Source organism: Stenotrophomonas sp. 62841_Sma (assembly GCF_056482945.1).
In genome coordinates, this window is record NZ_CM151224.1 from 244,068 (window position 1) to 266,493 (window position 22,426).

18 protein-coding genes and 1 riboswitch are annotated in these 22,426 nt (G+C 66.6%); of the genes, 13 read left to right on the forward strand and 5 right to left on the reverse strand.

Translation table 11 applies throughout. The features are described 5' to 3' along the window. Positions 1–487: 487 nt before the first annotated feature. From ACZK5G_RS01085 to ACZK5G_RS01095, 3 genes are all read left to right on the forward strand, one after another. Positions 488–2,890 (forward strand): ribonucleoside-diphosphate reductase subunit alpha, encoded by a 2,403-nt coding sequence (locus ACZK5G_RS01085; protein ID WP_149909495.1) that lies wholly within the window; start codon positions 488–490, stop codon positions 2,888–2,890. A gap of 118 nt (positions 2,891–3,008) precedes the next feature. Then, positions 3,009–4,028 carry a ribonucleotide-diphosphate reductase subunit beta gene (locus tag ACZK5G_RS01090; protein WP_008264781.1) on the forward strand — a complete coding sequence of 340 codons (1,020 nt, stop codon included), beginning with the start codon at positions 3,009–3,011 and terminating at the stop codon, positions 4,026–4,028. A gap of 114 nt (positions 4,029–4,142) precedes the next feature. Further along, on the forward strand, positions 4,143–5,474 hold the full coding sequence (locus ACZK5G_RS01095; protein WP_478464969.1) for an IS4 family transposase: 1,332 nt from the start codon (positions 4,143–4,145) through the stop codon (positions 5,472–5,474). A 165-nt stretch (positions 5,475–5,639) separates the two neighbouring features. Here the strand turns inward: ACZK5G_RS01095 and ACZK5G_RS01100 are convergent, their stop codons facing one another. Beyond that, complete coding sequence (locus tag ACZK5G_RS01100; protein ID WP_032128209.1) at positions 5,640–6,275, reverse strand: LysE family translocator; 636 nt, start codon at positions 6,273–6,275, stop codon at positions 5,640–5,642. A 153-nt stretch (positions 6,276–6,428) separates the two neighbouring features. Here ACZK5G_RS01100 and ACZK5G_RS01105 point away from each other — a divergent pair, with 153 nt between their 5' ends. The 3 genes from ACZK5G_RS01105 to ACZK5G_RS01115 all read left to right on the forward strand — a co-directional run bounded on the left by ACZK5G_RS01105 (position 6,429) and on the right by ACZK5G_RS01115 (position 8,906). Then, a complete protein-coding gene (locus ACZK5G_RS01105) occupies positions 6,429–6,830 on the forward strand; it encodes an acyl-CoA thioesterase (RefSeq protein WP_004153688.1) in 402 nt (133 codons plus the stop codon). A 55-nt stretch (positions 6,831–6,885) separates the two neighbouring features. Beyond that, a complete protein-coding gene (locus ACZK5G_RS01110) occupies positions 6,886–7,692 on the forward strand; it encodes an NAD-dependent protein deacetylase (RefSeq protein ID WP_478465034.1) in 807 nt (268 codons plus the stop codon). Between the two features lie 113 nt (positions 7,693–7,805). Then, positions 7,806–8,906, forward strand: coding sequence for an NADH:flavin oxidoreductase/NADH oxidase (locus ACZK5G_RS01115; protein ID WP_032128207.1), 1,101 nt, complete (start codon positions 7,806–7,808; stop codon positions 8,904–8,906). Between the two features lie 3 nt (positions 8,907–8,909). On the opposite strand, the gene ACZK5G_RS01120 is transcribed toward ACZK5G_RS01115, so the two are convergent. Beyond that, on the reverse strand, positions 8,910–9,821 hold the full coding sequence (locus ACZK5G_RS01120) for a LysR family transcriptional regulator (protein ID WP_049399772.1): 912 nt from the start codon (positions 9,819–9,821) through the stop codon (positions 8,910–8,912). A 114-nt stretch (positions 9,822–9,935) separates the two neighbouring features. Between ACZK5G_RS01120 and purU the strand changes: the two genes are divergently transcribed. Further along, positions 9,936–10,787, forward strand: coding sequence for a formyltetrahydrofolate deformylase (purU, locus tag ACZK5G_RS01125; RefSeq protein WP_032128205.1), 852 nt, complete (start codon positions 9,936–9,938; stop codon positions 10,785–10,787). A gap of 287 nt (positions 10,788–11,074) precedes the next feature. Here the strand turns inward: purU and pncA are convergent, their stop codons facing one another. Both pncA and ACZK5G_RS01135 read right to left on the reverse strand, forming a co-directional pair. Beyond that, a complete protein-coding gene (pncA, locus tag ACZK5G_RS01130) occupies positions 11,075–11,701 on the reverse strand; it encodes a bifunctional nicotinamidase/pyrazinamidase (RefSeq protein WP_478465036.1) in 627 nt (208 codons plus the stop codon). Positions 11,702–11,756: 55 nt separating this feature from the next. Then, the gene (locus ACZK5G_RS01135; RefSeq protein ID WP_080291760.1) at positions 11,757–12,443 is read right to left on the reverse strand and encodes an epoxyqueuosine reductase QueH; all 687 of its coding nucleotides are present in this window, start codon (positions 12,441–12,443) and stop codon (positions 11,757–11,759) included. Positions 12,444–12,604: 161 nt separating this feature from the next. Further along, positions 12,605–12,819: riboswitch (cobalamin riboswitch) on the reverse strand. Positions 12,820–12,946: 127 nt separating this feature from the next. Here ACZK5G_RS01135 and ACZK5G_RS01140 point away from each other — a divergent pair. After that, positions 12,947–14,821 (forward strand): patatin-like phospholipase family protein, encoded by a 1,875-nt coding sequence (locus ACZK5G_RS01140; RefSeq protein WP_478465038.1) that lies wholly within the window; start codon positions 12,947–12,949, stop codon positions 14,819–14,821. 510 nt (positions 14,822–15,331) lie between these two features. Here ACZK5G_RS01140 and ACZK5G_RS01145 read toward each other — a convergent pair. Next, a complete protein-coding gene (locus tag ACZK5G_RS01145) occupies positions 15,332–16,699 on the reverse strand; it encodes a helix-turn-helix domain-containing protein (RefSeq protein WP_478465040.1) in 1,368 nt (455 codons plus the stop codon). 115 nt (positions 16,700–16,814) lie between these two features. Between ACZK5G_RS01145 and ACZK5G_RS01150 the strand changes: the two genes are divergently transcribed. Genes ACZK5G_RS01150 through mmsB form a run of 5 tightly spaced genes read left to right on the forward strand, consistent with a single transcriptional unit; the run spans position 16,815 to position 22,354 of the window. Then, positions 16,815–18,320, forward strand: coding sequence for a CoA-acylating methylmalonate-semialdehyde dehydrogenase (locus ACZK5G_RS01150; RefSeq protein ID WP_478465041.1), 1,506 nt, complete (start codon positions 16,815–16,817; stop codon positions 18,318–18,320). Between the two features lie 14 nt (positions 18,321–18,334). Continuing rightward, positions 18,335–19,501 (forward strand): acyl-CoA dehydrogenase family protein, encoded by a 1,167-nt coding sequence (locus ACZK5G_RS01155; protein WP_478465043.1) that lies wholly within the window; start codon positions 18,335–18,337, stop codon positions 19,499–19,501. Further along, a complete protein-coding gene (locus ACZK5G_RS01160; protein WP_107431566.1) occupies positions 19,498–20,295 on the forward strand; it encodes an enoyl-CoA hydratase in 798 nt (265 codons plus the stop codon). The genes ACZK5G_RS01155 and ACZK5G_RS01160 overlap by 4 nt, the downstream gene beginning before the upstream one ends. Beyond that, complete coding sequence (locus ACZK5G_RS01165; RefSeq protein ID WP_478465045.1) at positions 20,292–21,467, forward strand: enoyl-CoA hydratase/isomerase family protein; 1,176 nt, start codon at positions 20,292–20,294, stop codon at positions 21,465–21,467. The genes ACZK5G_RS01160 and ACZK5G_RS01165 overlap by 4 nt, the downstream gene beginning before the upstream one ends. Further along, complete coding sequence (gene mmsB / locus ACZK5G_RS01170; protein ID WP_004136647.1) at positions 21,464–22,354, forward strand: 3-hydroxyisobutyrate dehydrogenase; 891 nt, start codon at positions 21,464–21,466, stop codon at positions 22,352–22,354. Before ACZK5G_RS01165 ends, mmsB begins: the two co-directional genes overlap by 4 nt. The last annotated feature ends 72 nt before the right edge of the window (positions 22,355–22,426 follow it).

Sequence of the window (22,426 nt, forward strand, 5' to 3'; positions counted from 1 at the left end):
AGCGCGCGGGCGTCACCGGCCGGAAGTCACCCGTCCACCGGATTCCCACCGGCTGCCCACCAGCTATCCACAGGGTTGTCCCTAGCCAGTTTCATCACTGTCATGTGAAGCTGTCATTGTTCCGTTTTCGCGGTGCGTTGTACCACCGCGATGACGCCTTTCGGGCTTGACTGCGCAGCCCGTTCCGGCAGGTCTGAAGCGTCTGATCCGGGCGCCGATGGCACGATCCTTGCGGCGCAAGGGATTGCCGAATTTCACTACATTTGGCGTTGACGGACCCCATTACCCCCACTATCTTGTGGCCGTCGGTCGCAGCAACCCCAATTCAAGGGGGTGCCCGGGGTACCCATCCGCGATCGTCAACGGTAGTGGCAGGCGCAGGGTCTCATCCCCTGCGACGCCGTCCTGCCATCCTGGGCTGTCATGTCCCGGGCTGCGTCACCCGATGCATCGAGCACCCACCAATCACGCCAAGAGGACACACGCCGTGACCACCGAATCCAGCGCCACCATCGAGAAGGAAAGCGAATTCCTGTTGACGTCGCCGCCGACGGCCAACGCGATGAGTGTGACCAAGCGCAATGGCACGACCGAACTGGTGGACCTGAACAAGATCGTGCGCGCGGTGCAGCGTTCCTCCGAAGGCCTGCACGCCGTCGATCCGATGCGCGTGGCCACCCGCACCATTTCCGGCCTGTACAACGGCGCCACCACCCGCGAGCTGGACGAACTGTCCATCCGCACCGCCGCCCTGCTGATCGGTGAAGAGCCCGAGTACGGCCGCCTCGCTGCGCGCCTGCTGGCCAACTACATCGCCAAGGAAGTCTCGGGCCAGGAAATCTACGCCTTCTCGCAGTCGGTCAGCCGTGGCCATGAAGTCGGCCTGATCAACGACCGCCTGCTGAACTTCGTGCAGACCAACGCGCGCAAGCTCAACGATGCCATCGACATCTCGCTGGACCTGAACTTCGATTACTTCGGCCTGCGTACCCTGTACGACCGTTACCTGCTGCGCCATCCGCACACCCGCAAGGTGATCGAGACCCCGCAGCAGTTCTTCCTGCGCATTGCCAGCGCGCTGAGCGAGGATGTGTCCGAGACCCTGGCGCTGTACAAGCGCATGGGCAACCTGGACTACCTGCCGTCCAGCCCGACCCTGTTCAATTCCGGCACCACCCACGAGCAGCTGTCCTCGTGCTTCCTGCTGGATTCGCCGCAGGACTCGCTGGAGTCGATCTATTCCAAGTACGGCGACATCGCCCAGCTGTCGAAGTTCTCCGGCGGCATCGGCGTCAGCTACACCCGCGTGCGTTCGCGTGGTTCGCTGATCAAGTCGACCAACGGCCACTCCAACGGCATCGTGCCGTGGCTGAAGACCATGGATTCGTCCGTGGCCGCGGTGAACCAGGGCGGCAAGCGCAAGGGCGCAGCCTGCGTGTACCTGGAAACCTGGCACGCCGACGTCGAGGACTTCCTCGAGCTGCGTGACAACACCGGTGACGAAGCCCGCCGTGCGCACAACCTGAACCTGGCCAACTGGGTGCCGGACCTGTTCATGAAGCGCGTCGAGGCCGACCAGGAATGGTCGCTGTTCGATCCGCGCGTCGTGCCGGAGTTCACCGACCTGTTCGGCGAAGCCTTCGAGCAGGCCTACCTGCAGGCCGAAGCCCAGGGCAAGGCCAACCGCACCATCTCCGCGCGCAAGCTGTACGCCCGCATGATGCGTACGCTGGCCGAGACCGGCAACGGCTGGATGACCTTCAAGGACAAGTGCAACCGCGCCAGCAACCAGACCCTGCGTCCGGGCAACGTGATCCACCTGTCGAACCTGTGCACCGAAATCCTGGAAGTCACCTCCAACGATGAAACCGCGGTGTGCAACCTGGGTTCGATCAACCTGGGCAACCACTTCGACGAGCACAACGAGTTCGACTTCGAGAAGCTGGCCGAGACCGTGCGCCTGGCCGTGCGCCAGCTCGACCGCGTCATCGACCTGAACTTCTACCCGATCGAAACCGCCCGCCGCGCCAACCTGCGCTGGCGTCCGGTCGGCCTGGGCTGCATGGGCCTGCAGGACGTGTTCTTCCGCAAGCGCCTGCCGTTCGACAGCGCCGAAGCCCGCGCTCTGTCGAAGAAGATCGCCGAAGCGATCTACTTCCACGCGCTGGAAACCTCCTGCGAGCTGGCCCAGGAACGCGGCAAGCACCCGTCGTTCAACGACACCCGCGCCGCCGGTGGCGAACTGCAGTTCGACGCCTGGAACGTGGTGCCGGAAGACACCGCGCGCTGGGATGCCCTGCGTGCCCGCATCAAGGAGCATGGCCTGCGCAACTCGCTGATGATCGCGATCGCGCCGACCGCGACCATCGCCTCGATCGCCGGCTGCTACGAGTGCGTCGAGCCGCAGGTGTCCAACCTGTTCAAGCGCGAGACCCTGTCCGGTGACTTCCTGCAGGTCAACCGCTACCTGGTGAACGAGCTGAAGAAGCTGGGCCTGTGGACCGCCGACATGCGCGACGCCATCAAGCTGGCCGAAGGCTCCATCGCCGGCGTGGCACAGATTCCGGAAACGCTGCGCGAGGTCTACCGCACCGCGTGGGAACTGCCGATGCGTTCGCTGATCGACATGGCCGCCGAGCGTGGTGCCTTCATCGACCAGTCGGCCTCGCTCAACCTGTTCATGGAAAGCCCGAACATCGGCGCGATGTCCTCCATGTACATGTACGCCTGGAAGCAGGGCATCAAGACCACCTACTACCTGCGTTCGCGCCCGGCCACCAAGATCGCCAAGACCACGGTCAGTGCTGCGGCCCCGGCCAAGGTGTTCAGCCCGGACGAAGCCATCGCGTGCTCGCTGGAAAACCCGGAAGCCTGCGAGGCCTGCCAGTAAGAGCGGCACCGCCGCGCGGTAGTGCCGGCCGCTGGCCGGCAACCCCGGCCAACGATCATCACCCACGGTAGCGCCGGGCCATGCCCGGCGGCTCACCCAGGAATTCAAGGAAACACCCATGGCCGACAAGCCCAAGCAGATGCTGCTCGATCCCGGTTTTGAACTGACCCTGCGCCCGATGCGCTACCCGCAGTTCTATGACATGTACCGGAACGCGATCAAGAACACCTGGACGGTGGAAGAGATCAACTTCCAGATCGACATCACCGACCTGCACAGCAAGATGTCGCCGGGTGAGCGCCATCTGATCCACCGCCTGGTCGCGTTCTTCGCCACCGGCGACTCGATCGTGTCCAACAACCTGGTGCTGAACCTGTACCAGCACTTGAATGCGCCGGAAGCGCGCATGTACCTGTCGCGCCAGCTGTATGAAGAAGCGCTGCACGTGCAGTTCTACCTGACCCTGCTGGACAACTACCTGCCGGATCCGGAAGAGCGCGTCAAAGCGTTCGCCGCGGTGGAGAACATCGACTCGATCAAGAAGAAGGCCGACTTCTGCTTCAAGTGGATCGACTCGATCCAGGACCTGAAGCGCATCGAGACCCGTGCCGAGCGCCGCCAGTTCCTGCTCAACCAGATCTGCTTCGCTGCGTGCATCGAAGGCCTGTTCTTCTTTGCTGCCTTCGCCTACGTGTACTACTTCCGTTCGCGCGGCCTGCTGCCGGGCCTGGCCTCGGGCACCAACTGGGTGTTCCGCGACGAGAGCGCGCACATGGAGTTCGCGTTCGAGTCGGTGCGCGTGGTGCGTGAGGAAGAACCGGACCTGTTTGACGACGAGATGAAGCAGCAGGTCTACGACATGCTGGCCGAAGCCATCGAATGCGAAGTGCAGTTCGCCGAGGACGTGCTGTCCGGTGGCGTGGCCGGCATCTCGACCCGTGACATGCGGCAGTACCTGCAGCACTGCGCCGACCAGCACTTCGCCAAGCTGGGCATGGAAAAAAAGTACAACGTGCGCAACCCGCTGCCGTTCATGGAACTGCAGGACGTGCAGGAGCTGACCAACTTCTTCGAACGCCGCGTCTCGGCCTACCAGGTCGGCGTGCAGGGCGAAGTCGCCTTCGACATGAACTTCTGATCGAACCGGTCAGATCTGTCGCAACGAAAAACCCCGGCCAACGCCGTAATGCTGTTCACTTAAGCAGCCGGGCAACTCAGAATCCGATGCCAGTTTCCTGGCATCGGATTTTTTGTGGGCGTCCAACAGCAATTGCTCGACCTTGGTGAACTGTTCAATTTCTCCGACCTGAGCACCTTCACCCAGAACATTCCGGTGGAGTGGGTGTCCAGCGCGCTGGAGCTCTCGTCGCAGGCCACAATCCGCAGACGCAGACTGCCCAGCGATCAGGTGCTTTGGCTGGTGCTGGGTATGGCCCTGTTCCGCGACGAGCCGGTGCATGAGGTGGCCAGGCGGCTGAACATCTGTGCCCAAGGCCTTGCGTCGCTGGATCTGCCTGCACGCAGCGGCATCAGCCACGCTCGCGCGCGGCTTGGCGCTGATCCAGTGGAGGATCTTTTCCGCAGATGCGGCCAGCATTGGGGAGCCGAGCGCTACCCCGGCGATGACTGGCAGGGTCTGCAGGTTCTGGCCGTTGATGGTGCTCTGTTGCGCACCGCAGATACACCGGAACTGCGCGCGCATTTTGGCTCTGGCAATACCGGCACCGAACGCCAGACGCCTTATCCGCTGATGCGGCTGGTAGCGCTGATGAACGTGCGCTCGCACATCATGCTCGACGCTCGGCTCAGCCCTTATCGTCGCGGCGAAATGCGCTTGGCCCAGGACTTCGTCGAGAAGATTCCAGATCGCTCAATTACCTTGTTGGACAAGGGTTTCTGGGGTGCGGATCTGCTGTTGGGGTTGGCGCGCACTGGCAATCAGCGGCACTGGCTCATGCCCTCGCGTAGCCATCTGGCATCTGAGCAAGTGGAGCGTTACAACGCGCATGATCGGTTGCTGGAAATGCGCGTCTCTGCGCAGGCGCGGAAGAAAAATCCTGCGCTGCCCACGCACTGGCGGGTGCGCGAAGTGAGCTATGAGCATCAGGGCAAGCTGAAAACGGTGCTGACCTCGCTACCGGCAGAGACGTACAGCACAAAGGCCGTAGCCGAGCTCTATCAGGAGCGCTGGGAAATCGAGCTTGGTTTCAGGGACCTTAAAAGCTCAATGCAGCGGAATGCCATCACCCTGCGCAGCAAGACCGTCGAGCTGGTGTATCAGGAAGTCTGGGGCCTGCTTTTGGCGTACAACATCATCCGCCGGGAGGCCAGCCAGGCAGCGGTTGCCTACGGGCGCGCACCCTCGGAGATACGTTTCAAACCTGCCTGCCACTACATCGCCGCGCAGCTGATCGTGATGGCGGCGGCACAACCCGCTTCGGCTACCGGAAGGCGTTTATCCCAGCTGCGATCCGGCGTCGCCAGCCTCTTCCTGGAGCACCGTCCCCGGCCAACAACGCCGAGGACGGTGAAGATCTCCAAAACCCGTTATCCCGTCGATCGCAAGGCTGCACCGCTTAAGTGAACAGCATTACGGCCAACGCCGGGGTTTTTTGTTGGTAGCGCCGGGCCATGCCCGGCGGAGCCTGCCTGGTGCTACCGGGCCGTCATGCTGCACGCGGGCCTTTGTAGAGTCGAGCTTGCTCGACTGCCGTTCGCGCAAAGCGGTCGAGCAAGCTCGACTCTACAATCAGCGTCGCCCTTCCACCGCCATGCGTACCGCCAGCCCGGCCAGCACCGTGCCCATCAGCCAGCGCTGTACCACCTGCCAGGTCGGGCGCGCGGCCAGGAAACCGGCGATGCTGCCAGCGGTCAGCGCAATCATGCCGTTCACGGTCACACTCACCGCGATCTGGGTGGAGCCCAGCACGATCGACTGCATCAGCACACTGCCCTCGCCGTCCGGATGCAGGAACTGCGGCAGCAGCGACAGGTACATCACCGCCACTTTCGGGTTCAGCAGGTTGGTCAGGAAGCCCATCGTGAACAGCTTGCGCGGGCTGTCCTGCGGCAGTTCGCGCACCGCGAACGGCGAGCGGCCACCGGGCTTGAGCGCCTGCCAGGCCAGGTACAGCAGGTACAGCGCGCCGCCGATGCGCAGCGCGTCGTAGGCGAACGGCACGGTCATCAGCAGGGCGGTGATGCCCAGTGCCGCACACAGCATGTAGAACACGAAGCCCAGCGCCACCCCGCCCAGCGAGATCAGGCCTGCCATCGGCCCCTGGCAGATCGAGCGTGAGATCAGGTAGATCATGTTCGGCCCGGGCGTGAGCACCATGGCCAGTGAAACCAGCGCGAAGGCCAGCAGGTCGGAAGTGGCGGGCATGGGCGGTCCTGGCAGTGGGCGTGGCGCAGTGTAACGCCTGCCGCAGGCGCGGCCTGCGCAGGCACCGCTGCCGGGTGACCGTTGCACGTGCATTCCGATGGCCATCACGCCGGTCGCTTAGAATCCGCAGCACCCCACACCGAAGCCCCCCCCATGACCCCCATCCCCGAGACCGTGCCGCCCACCGAAGTGCGCATGGCCGAAATCGTCTTTCCCAACCACACCAACCACCTTGGCACCCTGTTCGGTGGCCAGGCGCTGGCGTGGATGGACAAGGCTGCCTTCCTGGCCGCCGCCCGTTACTCGCGCCGCACCGTGGTGACCGCGCGCAGCGACCAGGTCGACTTCAAGCTGCCGATCCGCATCGGCCAGATGGTGGAAACCATCGGCCGCATCGTCGAAGTCGGCCGCAGCTCGATGAAGGTGGAGGTGGAACTGGTCGCCGAAGACCTGCACAGCGGCGAGCGCAAGCTGTGCACCCGCGGCCACTTCGTGATGATCGCGCTGGACGAGGAAGGCCACCCGATCGCGGTACCGCCGCTGCCGGCGGCCTGACCCGGCCAACGGACCGGCGCTTGCGGGGGCGCCACCGCGCCCCCATCTGGCAGCCATGACCCTGCCACTGACCGACTTCATCGACCGTGCCCAGCGCCTGTTCGTGCTGACCGGCGCCGGCTGCAGCACCGCCTCGGGCATTCCCGATTACCGGGATGCCGACGGCCAGTGGAAACGCACGCCGCCGGTGACCTACCAGGCCTTCATGGGCGAGGCGGCCACCCGCCAGCGCTACTGGGCGCGCAGCCTGCTCGGCTGGCCGCGCTTCGGCCTGGCCCGGCCCAACGGCACCCACCAGGCCCTGGCTGCCCTGGAACGACGCGGCAAGCTGCAGGTGCTGCTGACCCAGAACGTGGACGGCCTGCACCAGCGTGCCGGCAGCCACAACGTGATCGACCTGCATGGCCGCTTGGATCTGGTGCGCTGCATGGGTTGCGAGCGTCGCAGCGGCCGCGAGGATTTCCAGCAGCGCCTGCTGGACGCCAATCCCGGCTGGGACGCGCTGGAGGCAGGCATCGCGCCCGATGGTGATGCCGATCTGGAGACCGATTTCTCCGCGTTCGTGGTGCCCGAGTGCCCGTATTGCGGCGGCCTGTTGAAGCCGGATGTGGTGTTCTTCGGCGAAAACGTGCCGCGGGAGCGCGTGCAGGCGGTGCAGGAGCACCTGCAGCAGGCCGACGCCGTGCTGGTGGTGGGTTCATCGCTGATGGTCTATTCCGGCTTCCGCTTCGTGCAGGCGGCGGCCAGGGCAGGGCTGCCGGTGGCGGCGTTGAACCGTGGCCGCACCCGCGCCGACGACCTGCTGCAGCTCAAGGATGAACGGGACTGCGCCGAGGCGCTGGCCGCGTGGGCTTCGTCCTGAGCCGAGCACACGCTCGGCTGCACGCCCACCGCGAAACAGCGATCCATCCAGACGGTTGATTCGCAGGCCGTGCGGCGGTGCAATACGCACCCCCTACGTCGTTCATCACCGTCTTGAGCCAGCTGTTTTCGCCGATCTCGTTCGGCCCCCTGACCCTGTCCAACCGCATCGTCATCGCGCCGATGTGCCAGTACTCCGCCGAAGATGGCCGCGCCAGCGACTGGCACGCCATGCATCTGGGCAACCTGGCGCAGTCCGGTGCCGGCCTGCTGATCCTGGAAGCCACCGCGGTCGAACCGCGCGGCCGCATCAGCTGGGCCGACCTGGGCCTGTGGGATGACGGCACCGAGGCCGCGTTGGCGCAGGTGCTGGCCAGCGTCCGCCGCTGGTCGCCGATGCCGCTGGGCGTCCAGCTGGGCCATGCCGGCCGCAAGGCCTCGGTGAGGCGTCCGTGGGACGGTGGTGGCCAGTTGCCGGCCGACGATGCGCGTGGCTGGGCCACCGTGGCGCCGTCGCCGCTGCCGTTCCATGCCGCCGATCCGGCACCGCAGGAACTGGACGAGGCCGGCATCGCCGAGGTCATCGCCGCCTTCGCCGCCAGTGCGGTGCGCGCCGAGCGCCTGGGCTTCGAGCTGATCGAGCTGCATGCCGCGCACGGTTATCTGCTGCACCAGTTCCTGTCGCCGCTGAGCAACCGCCGCACCGATGGCTACGGTGGCTCGCTGCCGAACCGCCTGCGCCTGCTGGTGGAGGTGTTCGATGCTGTGCGTGCGGCAGTGTCCGACAAGGTCGCGGTGGGCGTGCGCATCTCCGCCAGCGACTGGGTCGATGGCGGCTGGGATCTGGTGCAGAGCGAAGCGCTGGCGCAGGTGATGGACGCGCGCGGCTGCAACTTCCTGCATGTCTCCAGCGGTGGCCTGGACGAGCGCCAGAAGATCACCGTCGGCCCGGGCTATCAAGTGCCGTTCGCAGCGGCGATCAAGGCCAAGGTGCGCATGCCGGTCATCGCCGTGGGCATGATCACCGAACCGGAGCAGGCCGAATCGATCCTGCGCCATCGCCACGCCGATGCGGTAGCCCTGGCGCGCGGCATCCTCTACGACCCGCGCTGGCCGTGGCATGCCGCCGCCGCATTGCGCGACAGCGTGGAACCGGCGCCGCAGTACCTGCGCTGCGAGCCGCGCGATGCACGCGGCGTGTTCAAGACGCGCTGAGGCTCACACCCGCCAGGCCGGCGCCATGCCGGCCTGCAGGTGCTCGAACAGCGCGCGGATCTTGGCAGTGAAATCGCGGCGGTCGCTGACGCAGAAATAGACCTCCATCGGCTCCGGGCGCCATGCAGTGTCGGCGCCGAACACTGCCTGCAGGCGGCCATCGCGCAGGTACGGCTCTGCCACGAATGCGGCCAGCCGGGTGATGCCGGCACCGGCTGCGGCCAGCGTCGCCAGCGCATCGATGTCATCGCAGACCATGCTCGGCGGCAGTGCGGCGTCCACGCGCTGGCCATCCTTCAGCAGGCCCCAGCGCAGCGGCCGGCCATCGGTGGGGAAGCGGTGCAGCAGCCCGCGATGGCCGCTCAGCTCGGAGGGTTGCTGCGGGGTGCCGTGTGCCTTCAGATAGGCCGGCGAGGCACAGAACACGAACGGCACGCGCGCCAGCTGCCGTGCGACGACACCGTCCTCCAGCTGCGCACCGATGCGGATGCTGGCATCCACCGCTTCCGGGCCGTGTTGCACGGCGCGATCGGTCAGGCGCAGCTCCAGCTGCAGTTGCGGGTAGCGCTGCTGCAGCGACGGCAGCAAGGGGGCAAGCACGTGGCGACCAAAGGCGCTGCTGCTGGCGATGCGCAGTGGCCCGGCCGGTTCGATGTCACCAGAGGTGACCATCGCCTGCGCGCGCGCCAGGTCGGCTTCGATGTGGCGCACCTGCGCCAGGTACAGCGCGCCGGCCTCGCTGAGGGCCAGCTGGCGCGTACTTCGGTTCAGCAACCGTACGCCCAGATGCGCCTCCAGCCGGTTGATGTTCTGGCCGACTGCGGTGGCGCTGATGCCAAGGATGCGGGCCGCTGCGGCAATGCTGCCGGTCTCTGCGGTGCGGGTGAAGCTGCGGATCAGTTGCAACAGGTTCATGACCGACCAGCTTGCCATGGAGAAACCCAAGTATCGCTTGGGACTGAACCAAGCAGGTCGGTTGCATCGGTGACCATCGATCCCGAGGACAGGCTGCTGCCCTACACTCGGGCGATGCGCCCCGATTCCATCCTCACCCTGTCCTGCCCCGACCGTACCGGCATCGTCTACCGCGTTTCCGGCCTGCTGTTCGACCACGGCTGCAACATTCTCGACGCCCAGCAGTTCGGCGACGAGGAGAGCGGCCGCTTCTTCCTGCGCGTGCATTTCGATCGCGATGCTGGCCTGCCGCTGGAGACCGTGCACGCCGCCATGGCCACGCTCGCCGCCGGCTTCGGCATGGACTGGCAGCTGCATGATGGCCGCCGCCGCGCACGCCTGCTGGTGCTGGTCAGCAAGCAGGGGCACTGCCTCAACGACCTGCTGTTCCGTGCCCACAGCGGCCAGCTGAAGGTGGACATTGCCGCAGTAGCGTCCAACCACGCCGACTTCGCGCCGCTGGCGGCGTCCTACCAGGTACCGTTCCACCACCTGCCGGTGACCGCCGATACGCGTGCGGTGCAGGAGCAGCAGATCATCGACCTGGTCGAGCGCGAACGCATCGACCTGGTGGTGCTGGCGCGCTACATGCAGATCCTGTCACCCACGCTGTGCCGCGCGCTGGCCGGCCGTGCGATCAACATCCACCACAGCTTCCTGCCCAGCTTCAAGGGCGCGCAGCCGTACCACCAGGCGCACGCGCGCGGGGTCAAGATCATCGGCGCCACCGCGCACTACGTCACCGAGGATCTGGACGAAGGACCGATCATCGAACAGGACGTGGCCCGCGTGGACCACGCGATGGCGCCGCGCGAGCTGGTGCGGCTGGGCAGCGATACCGAATCGCTGGTGCTGGCCCGCGCCGTTCGGCGCCATGTGGAGCACCGCATCCTGCTCAATGGGCACCGAACGGTGGTGTTCCGGTAATCGCCCATCCCGCGTCCGCCGGGCATGGCCCGGCGCTACCACGGGTGCTATCCGGTAGTGCCGGCCGCTGGCCGGCAACTGCAGAGATCCCGAGGTTGCCGGCCAGCGGCCGGCACTACCGAATCCTGATTTCATCCAATGAAAAGCCCCCGGTTCGGCCGTCCCGCGATCTATAGGGGGGCGTAGTTAGGGGGCTGGATGAATCGATTGTGTTGTTGTGGGCAGGAGCGCGCAAGCGGCATAAGCGACGTGCGCGGTAGCGCCGGGCCATGCCCGGCGGTCACGCCTCAGGCGATCGAAATCCCCGCCTTGCCCAGCGCTTCACGCACCATCGCGTCGTTGGCGTCGGTCACCGGCTTGGTCAGCTCCCACAGGAATTTCACCCGGAAGCCGGACTTCACCGCGTCCTGCGCGCTCCACAGCACGCAGTAGTCGCGGGCCAGGCCGCACACGTGCACTTCGCGGATGCGGCGTTCGTGCAGCCAGCCGGCCAGGCCGGTGGCCGGGCGCTCGCCATCGGGGCCATGGTTCTCGCGGAAGGCGCTGTATGAATCCACCTGTTGGCGCGTGCCCTTGCGCAGAATCAGGTCGGCCACGGTCCAGTCCACGCCCGGATGCAGCGCGGCACCGGCGCTGCCCTGCACGCAGTGGTCCGGCCACAGGGTCTGCGGCTGCGCGTGCAGCAGGATGGTCTCGAAGGGGCGTTGGCCGGGGTGCTGGCTGGCGAACGAGGCATGGTCGGCCGGGTGCCAGTCCTGTGTCGCCACCACGGTGCCGTAGCGGCGCTGTGCCAGCAGATCGGCGATCGGTGCCACCAGCGCATCGCCTTGGTCGCAGGCCAGCGCGCCACCGGGCATGAAGTCCGGCTGCAGGTCGATCACCAGCAGGGCGACATCGGCGGGCAGGGCGGTCATGGCAGTTCCGGTACAGCAGAAGGGGCGACCAGCGTGGCCGCCCCATGCCCACACGTCAATCGCCCTGCGGCGTCTCAGCGTCCTGCCCGTAGTACAGCAGGCCGATCTTGATCCGTTCGCGGCCATTCTCGCGGCGGTGGCGGTTGGCATCGCGCAGCGAGTACACGCAGCCGCAGTATTCCTGCTGGTAGAACTGCTCGCGCTTGCTGATCTCGATCATGCGGCTGGCACCGCCGCCCTTGCGCCAGTTGTAGTCCCAGTACTGCAGGCCTTCATAGCGCGACGCGGCACGGATGCCGCAGTCGTTGATCTGCGCCATGTTCTTCCAGCGCGAGATGCCCAGCGACGAACTGATGGTGTCGTAGCCGTGCTCGTGCGCGTACAGCGCAGTGCGCTCGAAGCGCATGTCGAAGCACATCGTGCAGCGGATGCCGCGTTCGGGCTCGTTCTCCATGCCGCGTGCACGGCTGAACCAGTTGTCGGTGTCGTAGTCGCAGTCGATGAACGGGATGTCGTGCTGTTCGGCGAAGCGGATGTTCTCCTGCTTGCGCAGCTCGTATTCCTTCACCGGGTGGATGTTGGGGTTGTAGAAGAAGATCGCGTAGTCGATCCCGGAGGCGGTGATCGCCTCCATCACTTCGCCGGAGCAGGGGGCGCAGCACGAGTGCAGCAGCAGGCGCTGGCCGTTTTCGGGCAGGGACAGGGTGGGGCGTTGGAGCTCGGTCATCGTCAGGTACCGCATGGACCGCCGGCAACGGCGGTGGCCCATGCATCAGCGCGTGGGTGAACAGGTCTGGCCGGAAACCGTGAACAGGACGCACGCGGCCGCACCGCCTGCACGCGCAGGACAACGACGGCCCCGGCAACCTCCCCGCGGAGATTCCAGGTCGAGTCAGGGGACGGTCGTGTCCCCCGGCCGGGGCCGGTATTCGGGCTGATGGACACGGGCCGCAGCCCACCTACTACCCGCCGCTTCCCAGGCGTGAGCCCAGTGCTGTTGGCAGGATTCGTTTCCATTCACTGCTGCGGGGCAGCTCCGGAGTGGGCGCGCGAGGCGCCTTCACCGGATTCCCGTTTAAATCCCTGCCGCCATCAACGCCACGGCAGGGATACCTTCGGCGTGCCAACGGTGGACGCGTCGAGGGCAATGGTCAAGGGCCAATGAAAGCGCAGGGCTGTGGCTCGCTTCTCAGGCTGTGAGAGCGCCTCTTGCCATACTGGGCACCGACAGACGGGAGGTGGCTCGTGGCGGCGAAGTACTGCGATCTGGTCATGAAAGGCGGCATCACCAGCGGCATCGTGTACCCCAATGCGGTACTGGCGCTGGCGCGCGAGTATCGATTCAAGAGCATCGGCGGCACCTCGGCCGGCGCCATCGCCGCGGCGGTGGCGGCCGCGGCGGCGTGCGGTGATCGTCGCCAGCAGGCGGGTGAACACCTGCCCGGCGATGCAGGCTACAGCGGGCTGTCGGCGGTGTCGGCGCAGCTGTCGCGGCGTGGCTTCATCTACAGCCTGTTCCAGCCGGCGCGAGGCGCTCGTGCAGCGTATCGGCTGCTGGTGGTGCTGACCGGCAATGCCCGCCTGCCGCACAAGCTGCTGTGCCTTGCCATCGCGGTGTTCGAGATTGCGCCACTGGAGGTGCTGGTGTCGCTGGCGCTGCTGCTCGGCCTGGGCTGGTGGGGCGGTGGCTGGAGCGGCGTGGCCGCCACGCTGCTGCCATCACTGCTGTGCGCTTACGGTGCCGGCGTGGCCGGCGCCGCGCTGCGGGTGGCGCGGGTGGCGCGGCGCAATCTGCTGGGCCTGTGCAGCGGCCTTGGCCGCGATGCACGCACGCCGGCGTTGACCGAGTGGCTGCATGAATGCCTGCAGCAGCTGTCCGGCAAGCCGCTGGATGCACCGCTCACCTTCGCTGACCTGCACGATGCGCCGCGCTATGCCGGCGAGCCGGACAGCCCGCATGCGATCAGCCTGCAGATGATCACCACCTGTGTGTCGCACAACGAGCCGCGCACGCTGCCGCTGGGCGGCGCGCAGTTCTGGTTCCTGCGCGAGGAGTTCGAGCAGCTGTTCCCGGCCAGCGTGGTGCAGTGGCTGGTGACGCAGGCCGGCCCGCCACTGGAGGTGGAAGGGCGCCGGTACTACCACCTGCCGCAGGGCCCGAAGCTGCCGGTGCTGGTGGCCACGCGCATGAGCCTGAGCTTCCCGCTGCTGATCAGCGCGGTGCCGCTGCACGAGCCCTCGCGCCGCGAGCGTCGCTGCGAACCGACCGCGCCTGCCGCCGACCAGGAGCACAACGTGGCCGACAGCATGGAAGGGCTGACCAGTGCCGGGCAGACCTGCGGACCGGTGATCACCGCGTTCCGCATCTGCTGGTTCTCCGATGGTGGCATCAGCAGCAACTTCCCGATCCACCTGTTCGATGCCGCGTTGCCGCGCTGGCCAACCTTCGCCATCAATCTGGTCTACCCGCAGCACGCCGAAGACGTGAGCCACAGCAGCAGTGGCCGCCAGGCGCTGGAACACGCCGTGTTCCTGCCCACCGAGAACCGCCACGGCTGGCAGCGTACCTACCAGTCGATCGCTACGCCGCTGGCGGCCGCAGAACTGGGCCGTTTCCTGTTCGCGGTGGTGGCGACCATGCAGAACTGGCGCGATCTGCTGCAGGCGCGTGCACCGGGCTACCGCGACCGCATCGTGCACGTCAGCCTGCAGGGCGACGAAGGCGGCATGAACCTGGACATGCCACAGGAGGTGCTGACCCGCATCGCCGACAAGGGCAGCCTGGCCGGTGCGCGCTTCTGTTCGTTCTCGTTCGAGAACCACTATTGGATCCGCTGGCGCAACCTGGCCTCGGCCTACCAGCGCTACACGCTGGAAGTGGCGCGCACCGACGACCCGGCGCAACAGGTACTGGCCTACCGCGCGGCGTACGCGATGGTTGCCAGTGGCCAGCCGACGCCACCGTCGTACAAGCTGGGCTCGGAAGACAAGCGGCTGGCATCGCAGCAGTTGTGGGGGCTGATGGTCGAGCAGGGACGTACCTGGGAGGACCTCGGCCCGGACCTTACGGACGGCGCACCGCGCCCGCTGCCGCAGATGAAGGTGACGCCGATCTACTGACCCGGTAGTAGATCCACGCCATGCGTGGATGGAACCCCATCGAAATCGAATATTTCGAACATTCATCGAAGAGCATCCACGCACGACGTGGATCCACCGTGTCGACCAAGGTCGACACCTACCCACAGCAGCAAAGGATGCCGTTTCGACAGCTCGCGGAGACCTGTCGAAGGCGGGGTGGGTCCGGTTGCGGGGGCGTGAGCCGCATGGGCCCGAGGCATGCCTCGGGCGGGTTGGGCAGGACGCCCAACCCCGGTCTTGCCGTGTGCGCAGGACTGCGCACACGAGCAAGCGGCGACCGAGCTTACATGGGTGAGGGCGCTTTGCTTGCGAAGCATTGCTTCGCAAGCGCCCGAACGCACAGCCGCCAGCGGCTGGGCCGGGCCCCTGAGGGGGACTTGCAGCGTCCCCCGCAACCGGACCCACCCCGCCATCCTACGGAAGGCCCGCTGTTGCTTTTGCTGTTGCCTTGAATTGAAGCAGGTGCAGGGCGCAGCCCTGCAAAACTCCCTACCTCCCCGGCAACTGCGCGAACGCGCGCTGCATGCAGTCCTCGCGCGGGCACACCCGGCACCCCGGCCCGATCGATACCGAGTTCCCCGGGCTCTGCACATCCAGCCCCAGCGAATACACCAGTCGCTCGGCATGCTGCAGATCGCAGCCCAGCGCCACCGCGAAGGTCTTGCGTGGCTGGCCATGGCCGACCGGGCCGCTGCTGACCTGCCGCGCCAGCCAGAAATGGCGGCGCCCGTCGGGCATGCGCGCGGTCTGGGTAAGGATGCGGCCGGGCTGGTTGAACGCCTCGTAGACGATCCACAGCGGGCACGAGCCGCCCACCTGCGAGAAGTGGAAATCGGTGGCCGAATGACGCTTGGACACATTGCCGGCGCGGTCCACGCGGATGAAGAAGAACGGCAGGCCAGGCGCACTGCGTCGCGCCAGCGTGCTCAGCCGGTGGCAGACCGCTTCGAAGCCGACGCCGAACTGATGCGCCAGCAGTTCGATGTCGTAGCTGCTGGTTTCCGCCGCACGCAGGAAGCGCATGTACGGCATCACCAGCGCGCCGGCGAAATAGTTGGAAAGACCGATCCGCGCCTGCGCGATGCGCGCGTCGTCGGTGAACCCGGCGCGCGCCACCACCGCATCGATCTGCGGCAGGTAGCCGTGCAGCGCCAGCTCGGCGGCCATCTGGAACGCCTGCTGGCCGGGCTCCAGGTAATCGGGCAGCCACAGCCGCCGCGCACCGGCATCGTATTGCCGCTTCTCGCGCCCGGCCTGCAGTGCGGCCACTTCCACCAGCACGCCATGGCGGTCGGCCAGCAGCTGGCGCAGCCGCGGTGCCACGTGCCCGGGCGACAGCCCCCACTCGGCGAACAGCTGCTCCGCCAGCTCGTCCAGCTCGGGAATGTGGTTGTGCATGCGGTTGAAGAATTCGCGTACCTGGTCGCCAGCGGGCAGGGTGCTGCCGGCACCGGGCTCGCCCAGCTGGAATTCCAGCGCCGCGGCATGCTCGCGCAGCGCCAGGTGGCGTCGGTGCAGATCCAGCAGCGCGCGGCTGACCTGCGGCAGGTTGCCGGCCAGCGCGCGCAGTTCGGTGGCGCTGACCTCGGCCAGGCCCAGATCGCGCAGGGTCTCGCCCAGCGCTTCCTGCAGGGCGGCGGGCTCATCCTCGTCGAACAGTGCGGAAACGTCGCCCAATACCTCGCCCAGCTTCTTCTGCACCGCTGGCGTGAGTGGGCGCTTGTTGCGCTCGATCTGGTTCAGGTAACTGGCCGACAGCCCCAGCGCCCGTGCCAGATCCGCCTGGCTGTAGCCGCGCTGCTCGCGCAGCCGCAGCAGGCGAAGGCCGAGTTGCCGCTGGGTGGCTGAATAATTCACAGAATTAACATGAATCGTCTGGCGTGTTGGCCAGATTAAGCGGATTCAGCCCGGAAATCGAGGTGGCTGCTGTGAATAATGCCAAGCATCTTTCGCACCCCGTGGGATTGTCGTCATGACTGTTGCAGCGCCCCGTATCCGCATGCTGATCGATGGCCAGTTCGTTGAATCGGCTACTTCCCACTGGCAGGACGTGATCAATCCGGCCACCCAGGACGTGCTGGCCAAGGTGCCGTTCGCCACCACCGGCGAAGTGGACGCCGCCGTCGCCGCTGCCAAGGAAGCCTTCAAGACCTGGCGCAAGACCCCGATCGGCACCCGTGCGCGCATTTTCCTGAAGTACCAGCAGCTGATCCGCGAGAACATGAGCGAGCTGGCCCACATCCTCACCGCCGAACAGGGCAAGACCCTGCCGGACGCCGAAGGCGATGTGTTCCGCGGCCTGGAAGTGGTCGAGCACGCCGCCGCCATCGGCAACCTGCAGCTGGGCGAGCTGGCCAACAACGTGGCCAATGGCGTGGACACCTACACGATCATGCAGCCGCTGGGCGTGTGCGCCGGCATCACCCCGTTCAACTTCCCGGCGATGATCCCGCTGTGGATGTTCCCGATGGCAATTGCCACCGGCAACACCTTCATCCTCAAGCCGTCCGAGCAGGACCCGATGGTCACCATGCGCCTGGTCGAGCTTGCCCTGGAAGCAGGCATTCCGAAGGGCGTGCTGAACGTCGTCCACGGCGGCGAGGAAGTGGTCAACGCGATCTGCGACCACCCGGACATCAAGGCGGTGTCGTTCGTCGGTTCCACCCGCGTCGGTACCCACGTCTACAACCGTGCCTCGCTGGCCGGCAAGCGCGTGCAGTGCATGATGGGCGCCAAGAACCACGCCGTGGTGCTGCCGGACGCCAACAAGGAGCAGACGCTCAACGCGATGGTCGGTGCCGCCTTCGGTGCCGCTGGCCAGCGCTGCATGGCCGCCTCCACTCTGGTGCTGGTCGGTGAAGCACGCAACTGGGTGCAGGACCTGGTCGCCAAGGCCAAGACCCTGAAGGTCAGCGGCGGCACCGTGGCCGGCACCGACGTCGGTCCGGTCATTTCCTGCAGCGCCCGCGAGCGCGTGGAAGGCCTGATCGCCTCGGGTGTGGAGCAGGGCGCCAAGCTGGTGCTCGATGGCCGCAAGCCGCAGGTCGATGGTTTCGAGAAGGGCAACTTCGTTGGCCCGACCATCTTTGCCGGTGTCACCACCGACATGCGCATCTACCAGGAAGAAATCTTCGGGCCGGTGCTGGTCATCCTCGAAGCGGAGACGCTGGACGAGGCCATCGCGATGGTCAACAGCAACCCGAACGGCAACGGCACCGCACTGTTCACCCAGTCCGGCGCCGCCGCGCGCAAATTCCAGGAAGACATCGACGTCGGCCAGGTCGGCATCAACGTGCCGATCCCGGTGCCGGTGCCGCTGTTCTCGTTCACCGGTTCGCGCGCCTCCAAGCTGGGCGACCTGGGCCCGTACGGCAAGCAAGTGGTGCTGTTCTACACCCAGACCAAGACGGTCACCGCGCGCTGGTTCGATGACGAGACGCTCAGCCATGGCGTCAACACCACGATCAGCCTGAAGTAACGGCAGGAGCAGCCATGAGCCACTCGATGACGACGGAACTGGAAGAAGCGCAGCAGGCGTACCGCGAGGCGGCGTGCGACTTCGCACAGGCCGAACTGGCGCCGCACGCCGCGCGATGGGATGCGGAGGGCATCTTTCCGCGCGAGGCGATCGCCAAGGCCGGTGAACTGGGCTTCTGCGGTCTGTACATGGACCCGGAAGTGGGCGGCAGCGGCCTGAGCCGACTGGACGCCGCCGTCGTCATCGAGGAGCTCGCCAACGTCGATCCGTCGACCGCGGCGTACATCAGCATCCACAACATGGCCTCGTGGATGGTGTCCAAGTGGGGCCAGCCGGCACTGCGCGATGCGTGGGGAACCGATCTGTCCTCGGGCAGCAAGCTGGCCTCGTACTGCCTGACCGAACCGGGTGCAGGTTCCGATGCGGCCTCGCTGAAGACCACCGCCGTGCGCGACGGTGACTTCTATGTGCTGAACGGCTCGAAGGCCTTCATTTCCGGCGCCGGTGCCACCGAACTGCTGGTGGTGATGGCGCGTACCGGTGGTGCCGGTGCCGGCGGTGTCAGCGCCATTGCGGTGCCGGCCGACCTGCCGGGCATCAGCTTCGGCCGCAAGGAAGAGAAGATGGGCTGGAACAGCCAGCCCACCCGTGGCATCACCTTCGAAAACGTCCGCGTGCCGGTCAGCCACCTTCTGGGAGAGGAAGGCGGCGGCTTCAAGCTGGCGATGAAGGGACTCGATGGCGGTCGCATCAACATTGCCGCCTGCTCGCTGGGTGCTGCGCAGGGCGCGCTGGATGCCGCGCGCCGCTACATGGGCGAGCGCCGCCAGTTCGGCAAGGCGCTGGCCGAGTTCCAGGCACTGCAGTTCAAGCTGGCCGACATGGTCACCCAGCTGGTGGCTGCACGGCAGATGGTGCACACCGCCGCGCGCAAGCTCGATGCCGGTGCCAGCGATGCCAACGTCTGGTGCGCGATGGCCAAGCGCTTCGCTACCGATGCCGGTTTCAACGTCTGCAACGAAGCACTGCAGATCCACGGTGGCTACGGCTACATCCGCGAATACCCGATCGAGCGCCTGCTGCGTGACTGCCGCGTGCACCAGATCCTGGAAGGCACCAACGAGATCATGCGGGTGATCGTTGCCCGTCACCTGCTCAACACCGAAGAGGAACTGCGATGAAGGATTGGCGTACCCAGGAGCACGTGGGCCTGAAGGTGGAGGTGGATGGCCACACCGCCGTGGTCACCCTGAACAACCCGCCGGCGCATACCTGGACCGTGCACAGCCTGTCGGCGCTGCGTGATCTGGTCGGCGCGCTCAACGCAGACCGCGACATCTACGCGCTGGTGATCACCGGTGACGGCGAGAAGTTCTTCTCCGCCGGTGCCGATCTCAACCAGTTCGCCTCCGGCGACAAGGCCGCTGCACGTGAAGCCGCGCGCCGCTTCGGTGAAGCCTTCGAAGCGCTGTCCGGTTTCCGTGGCGTGTCGATCGCCGCGATCAACGGCTACGCCATGGGCGGTGGCCTGGAATGCGCGCTGGCCTGTGACCTGCGCATCATCGAAGACCACGCCCAGGTCGCGCTGCCGGAGGCCACCGTCGGCCTGCTGCCGTGCGCCGGTGGCACCCAGAACCTGCCGCGCCTGGTCGGCGAGGGCTGGGCCAAGCGCATGATCCTGCTGGGCGAGCGCATCAACGCTGAAACCGCCGTGCGGATTGGCCTGGCCGAAGAAAAGGTCGGCAAGGGCGAAGCCAAGGCGCTGGCGCTGGAATGGGCGAATAAGGCCGGCAAGCAGAGCCCGACCAGCATCGCCGCCTGCAAGACTCTGGTGCAGGCCACCCGCACCGGTACCCACGCTTCGGCGCTGGTGGCCGAACGCGAAGCCTTCGTCGACCTGTTCGACACCGCCGACCAGGTCGAGGGCGTGACCGCCTTCCTGGAAAAGCGCGCTGCGCAGTGGAAGAACGCATGAGCACCGACACCGCTGCCGACGACGCACCGGTGCTGTTCGAAGAGCGCGTGGCCGGCAACGGCACGCGCATCGGCATCGCCACGCTCAATGCGCCGCGTACGCTCAACGGTTTCTCGCTGCCGATGGCACACCTGCTGCTGAAGCAGTTGAATGCCTGGGCCGACGACGATGGCATCGCCATGGTGGTGCTGCAGGGCGCAGGCGAAAAGGCGTTCTGCGCCGGCGGTGACCTGCACAGCCTGTACAAGAGCATGGTCGCCTTCCGCGAGGCCGGCCGCAGCGACATCCGCGAGAACGACTACGCGGCCGAGTTCTTCGACGTCGAATACCGCGTCGACTACCTCATCCACACCTATGCCAAGCCGATCCTGTGCTGGGGCCATGGCATCGTGATGGGCGGTGGCATCGGCCTGATGTCCGGTGCCAGCCACCGCGTGGTCAGCGAGCGCTCCAAGCTGGCCTTCCCGGAAATCACCGTCGGTCTGTTCCCGGATGTGGGTGGTAGCTGGCTGCTGCCGCGCGTACCGGGCAAGGGCGGCCTGTTCCTGGCGCTGACCGGCGCGCTGCTCAATCCGGGCGACGCCATCTACGCCGGCCTGGCCGACGTGCACGTGGCCGAAGAACGCCGCAGCGCGGTGTTCGATGCGCTGCTGCAGGTCGCGTGGTCCAGCGATGCCGCACACAACCACGAACGGCTCAGCCATCTGCTGCAGTCGCATGCCAGTGACGCCGCGACCGGTCCGCTGCTGGCCAATGCGGCGCAGGTTGATGCGTTGTGCGAAGGCGATGACCTGCAGGCCATCATTGCGCGCATCGCCGGTCTGCAGACCGACGATGCCTGGTTGCAGGCGGCACAGAAGACCCTCGCCGCCGGTGCACCCGGTTCGGCACGGTTGTCGTACGAGCTGCAGCGCCGCAGTGCCGGCCAGGACCTGGCCGCGATCTACCGCCTGGAGTACATCGTCGCCCTGCATTGCGCCGCCCACGGTGATTTCGCCGAAGGCATCCGCGCGCTGCTGATCGACAAGGACCGCAATCCGCAGTGGAACCCGGCCACCCTGGCCGAGGCCACCGGCGCCTGGGCCGACACCTTCTTCGCTTCCCCCTGGGCCGATGCCGCGCATCCGCTGGCCGACCTGGGCACTCCCCTTGTTGAAAGGAGCCTTGCATGAGCCGCATTGCATTCATCGGGTTGGGCAACATGGGTGGCCCGATGGCCGCCAATCTGGTCAAGAACGGCCATACCGTGCGCGTGTTCGATCTGGTCCCGGCCGCGGTGCAGGCCGCCGTCGATGCCGGCGCCAGCGCGGCCGCATCGGCGCGCGAAACCCTGGCCGATGCCGAGGTGGTGATCTCGATGCTGCCGGCCAGCCGCCACGTCGAAGGCGTGTACCTGGGCGATGACGGCATTCTTGCCGCGATTCCGGCCGGCGCACTGGTCATCGACTGCAGCACGATCGCCCCGGCCAGCGCCCGCAAGGTCTCCGAAGCCGCTGCCGCACGTGGCCTGCAGATGATCGACGCGCCGGTATCCGGCGGTACCGCCGGTGCCCAGGCCGGCACCCTGACCTTCATCGTCGGTGGCGAGGAGGATGCGCTGGAGCGCGCCCGCCCGGTGCTGCAGGCAATGGGCAAGAACATCTTCCATGTCGGCGCCAGCGGTGCCGGCCAGGTGGCCAAGCTGTGCAACAACATGGCGCTGGGCGTGATCATGGCCGTCACCGGTGAAGCCATCGCCCTCGGCGTGGCGCACGGGCTGGACCCGAAGGTGCTGTCGCAGATGATGGCGGTCAGCACCGGCCGCAGCTGGGCCACCGAAGTGTGCAACCCGTGGCCGGGCGTGCTGGAAAACGCCCCGGCCTCGCGCGGCTACAGCGGCGGCTTCGGCAGCGATCTGATGCTGAAGGACATGGGCTTGGCGGTGGAAGCGGCGATGAGTGTCGGCGCCTCGATCCCGCTGGGCGAAGTGGCCCGCAACCTGTACTCGATGAACCACCAGGCTGGCCGCGGCAAGCTGGACTTCTCCAGCGTCGTGCAGCTGATCACCAGCGAGAAGTGACCTGGTAGTGCCGGCCGCTGGCCGGCAACCTCATGCCCCCGTGCGGGACAACGAAGGTGGGATGGGCGGATG

Coding starts and splice junctions, on each gene's coding strand:
- ACZK5G_RS01090 (WP_008264781.1), top strand. CDS start 3,009: ATGGCCGACAAGCCCAAGCAGATGCTGCTCGATCCCGGTTTTGAACTG.
- ACZK5G_RS01100 (WP_032128209.1), bottom strand. CDS start 6,275: ATGCCCGCCACTTCCGACCTGCTGGCCTTCGCGCTGGTTTCACTGGCC.
- ACZK5G_RS01105 (WP_004153688.1), top strand. CDS start 6,429: ATGACCCCCATCCCCGAGACCGTGCCGCCCACCGAAGTGCGCATGGCC.
- ACZK5G_RS01110 (WP_478465034.1), top strand. CDS start 6,886: ATGACCCTGCCACTGACCGACTTCATCGACCGTGCCCAGCGCCTGTTC.
- ACZK5G_RS01120 (WP_049399772.1), bottom strand. CDS start 9,821: ATGAACCTGTTGCAACTGATCCGCAGCTTCACCCGCACCGCAGAGACC.
- purU (WP_032128205.1), top strand. CDS start 9,936: ATGCGCCCCGATTCCATCCTCACCCTGTCCTGCCCCGACCGTACCGGC.
- pncA (WP_478465036.1), bottom strand. CDS start 11,701: ATGACCGCCCTGCCCGCCGATGTCGCCCTGCTGGTGATCGACCTGCAG.
- ACZK5G_RS01135 (WP_080291760.1), bottom strand. CDS start 12,443: ATGCGGTACCTGACGATGACCGAGCTCCAACGCCCCACCCTGTCCCTG.
- ACZK5G_RS01150 (WP_478465041.1), top strand. CDS start 16,815: ATGACTGTTGCAGCGCCCCGTATCCGCATGCTGATCGATGGCCAGTTC.
- ACZK5G_RS01155 (WP_478465043.1), top strand. CDS start 18,335: ATGAGCCACTCGATGACGACGGAACTGGAAGAAGCGCAGCAGGCGTAC.
- ACZK5G_RS01160 (WP_107431566.1), top strand. CDS start 19,498: ATGAAGGATTGGCGTACCCAGGAGCACGTGGGCCTGAAGGTGGAGGTG.
- ACZK5G_RS01165 (WP_478465045.1), top strand. CDS start 20,292: ATGAGCACCGACACCGCTGCCGACGACGCACCGGTGCTGTTCGAAGAG.
- mmsB (WP_004136647.1), top strand. CDS start 21,464: ATGAGCCGCATTGCATTCATCGGGTTGGGCAACATGGGTGGCCCGATG.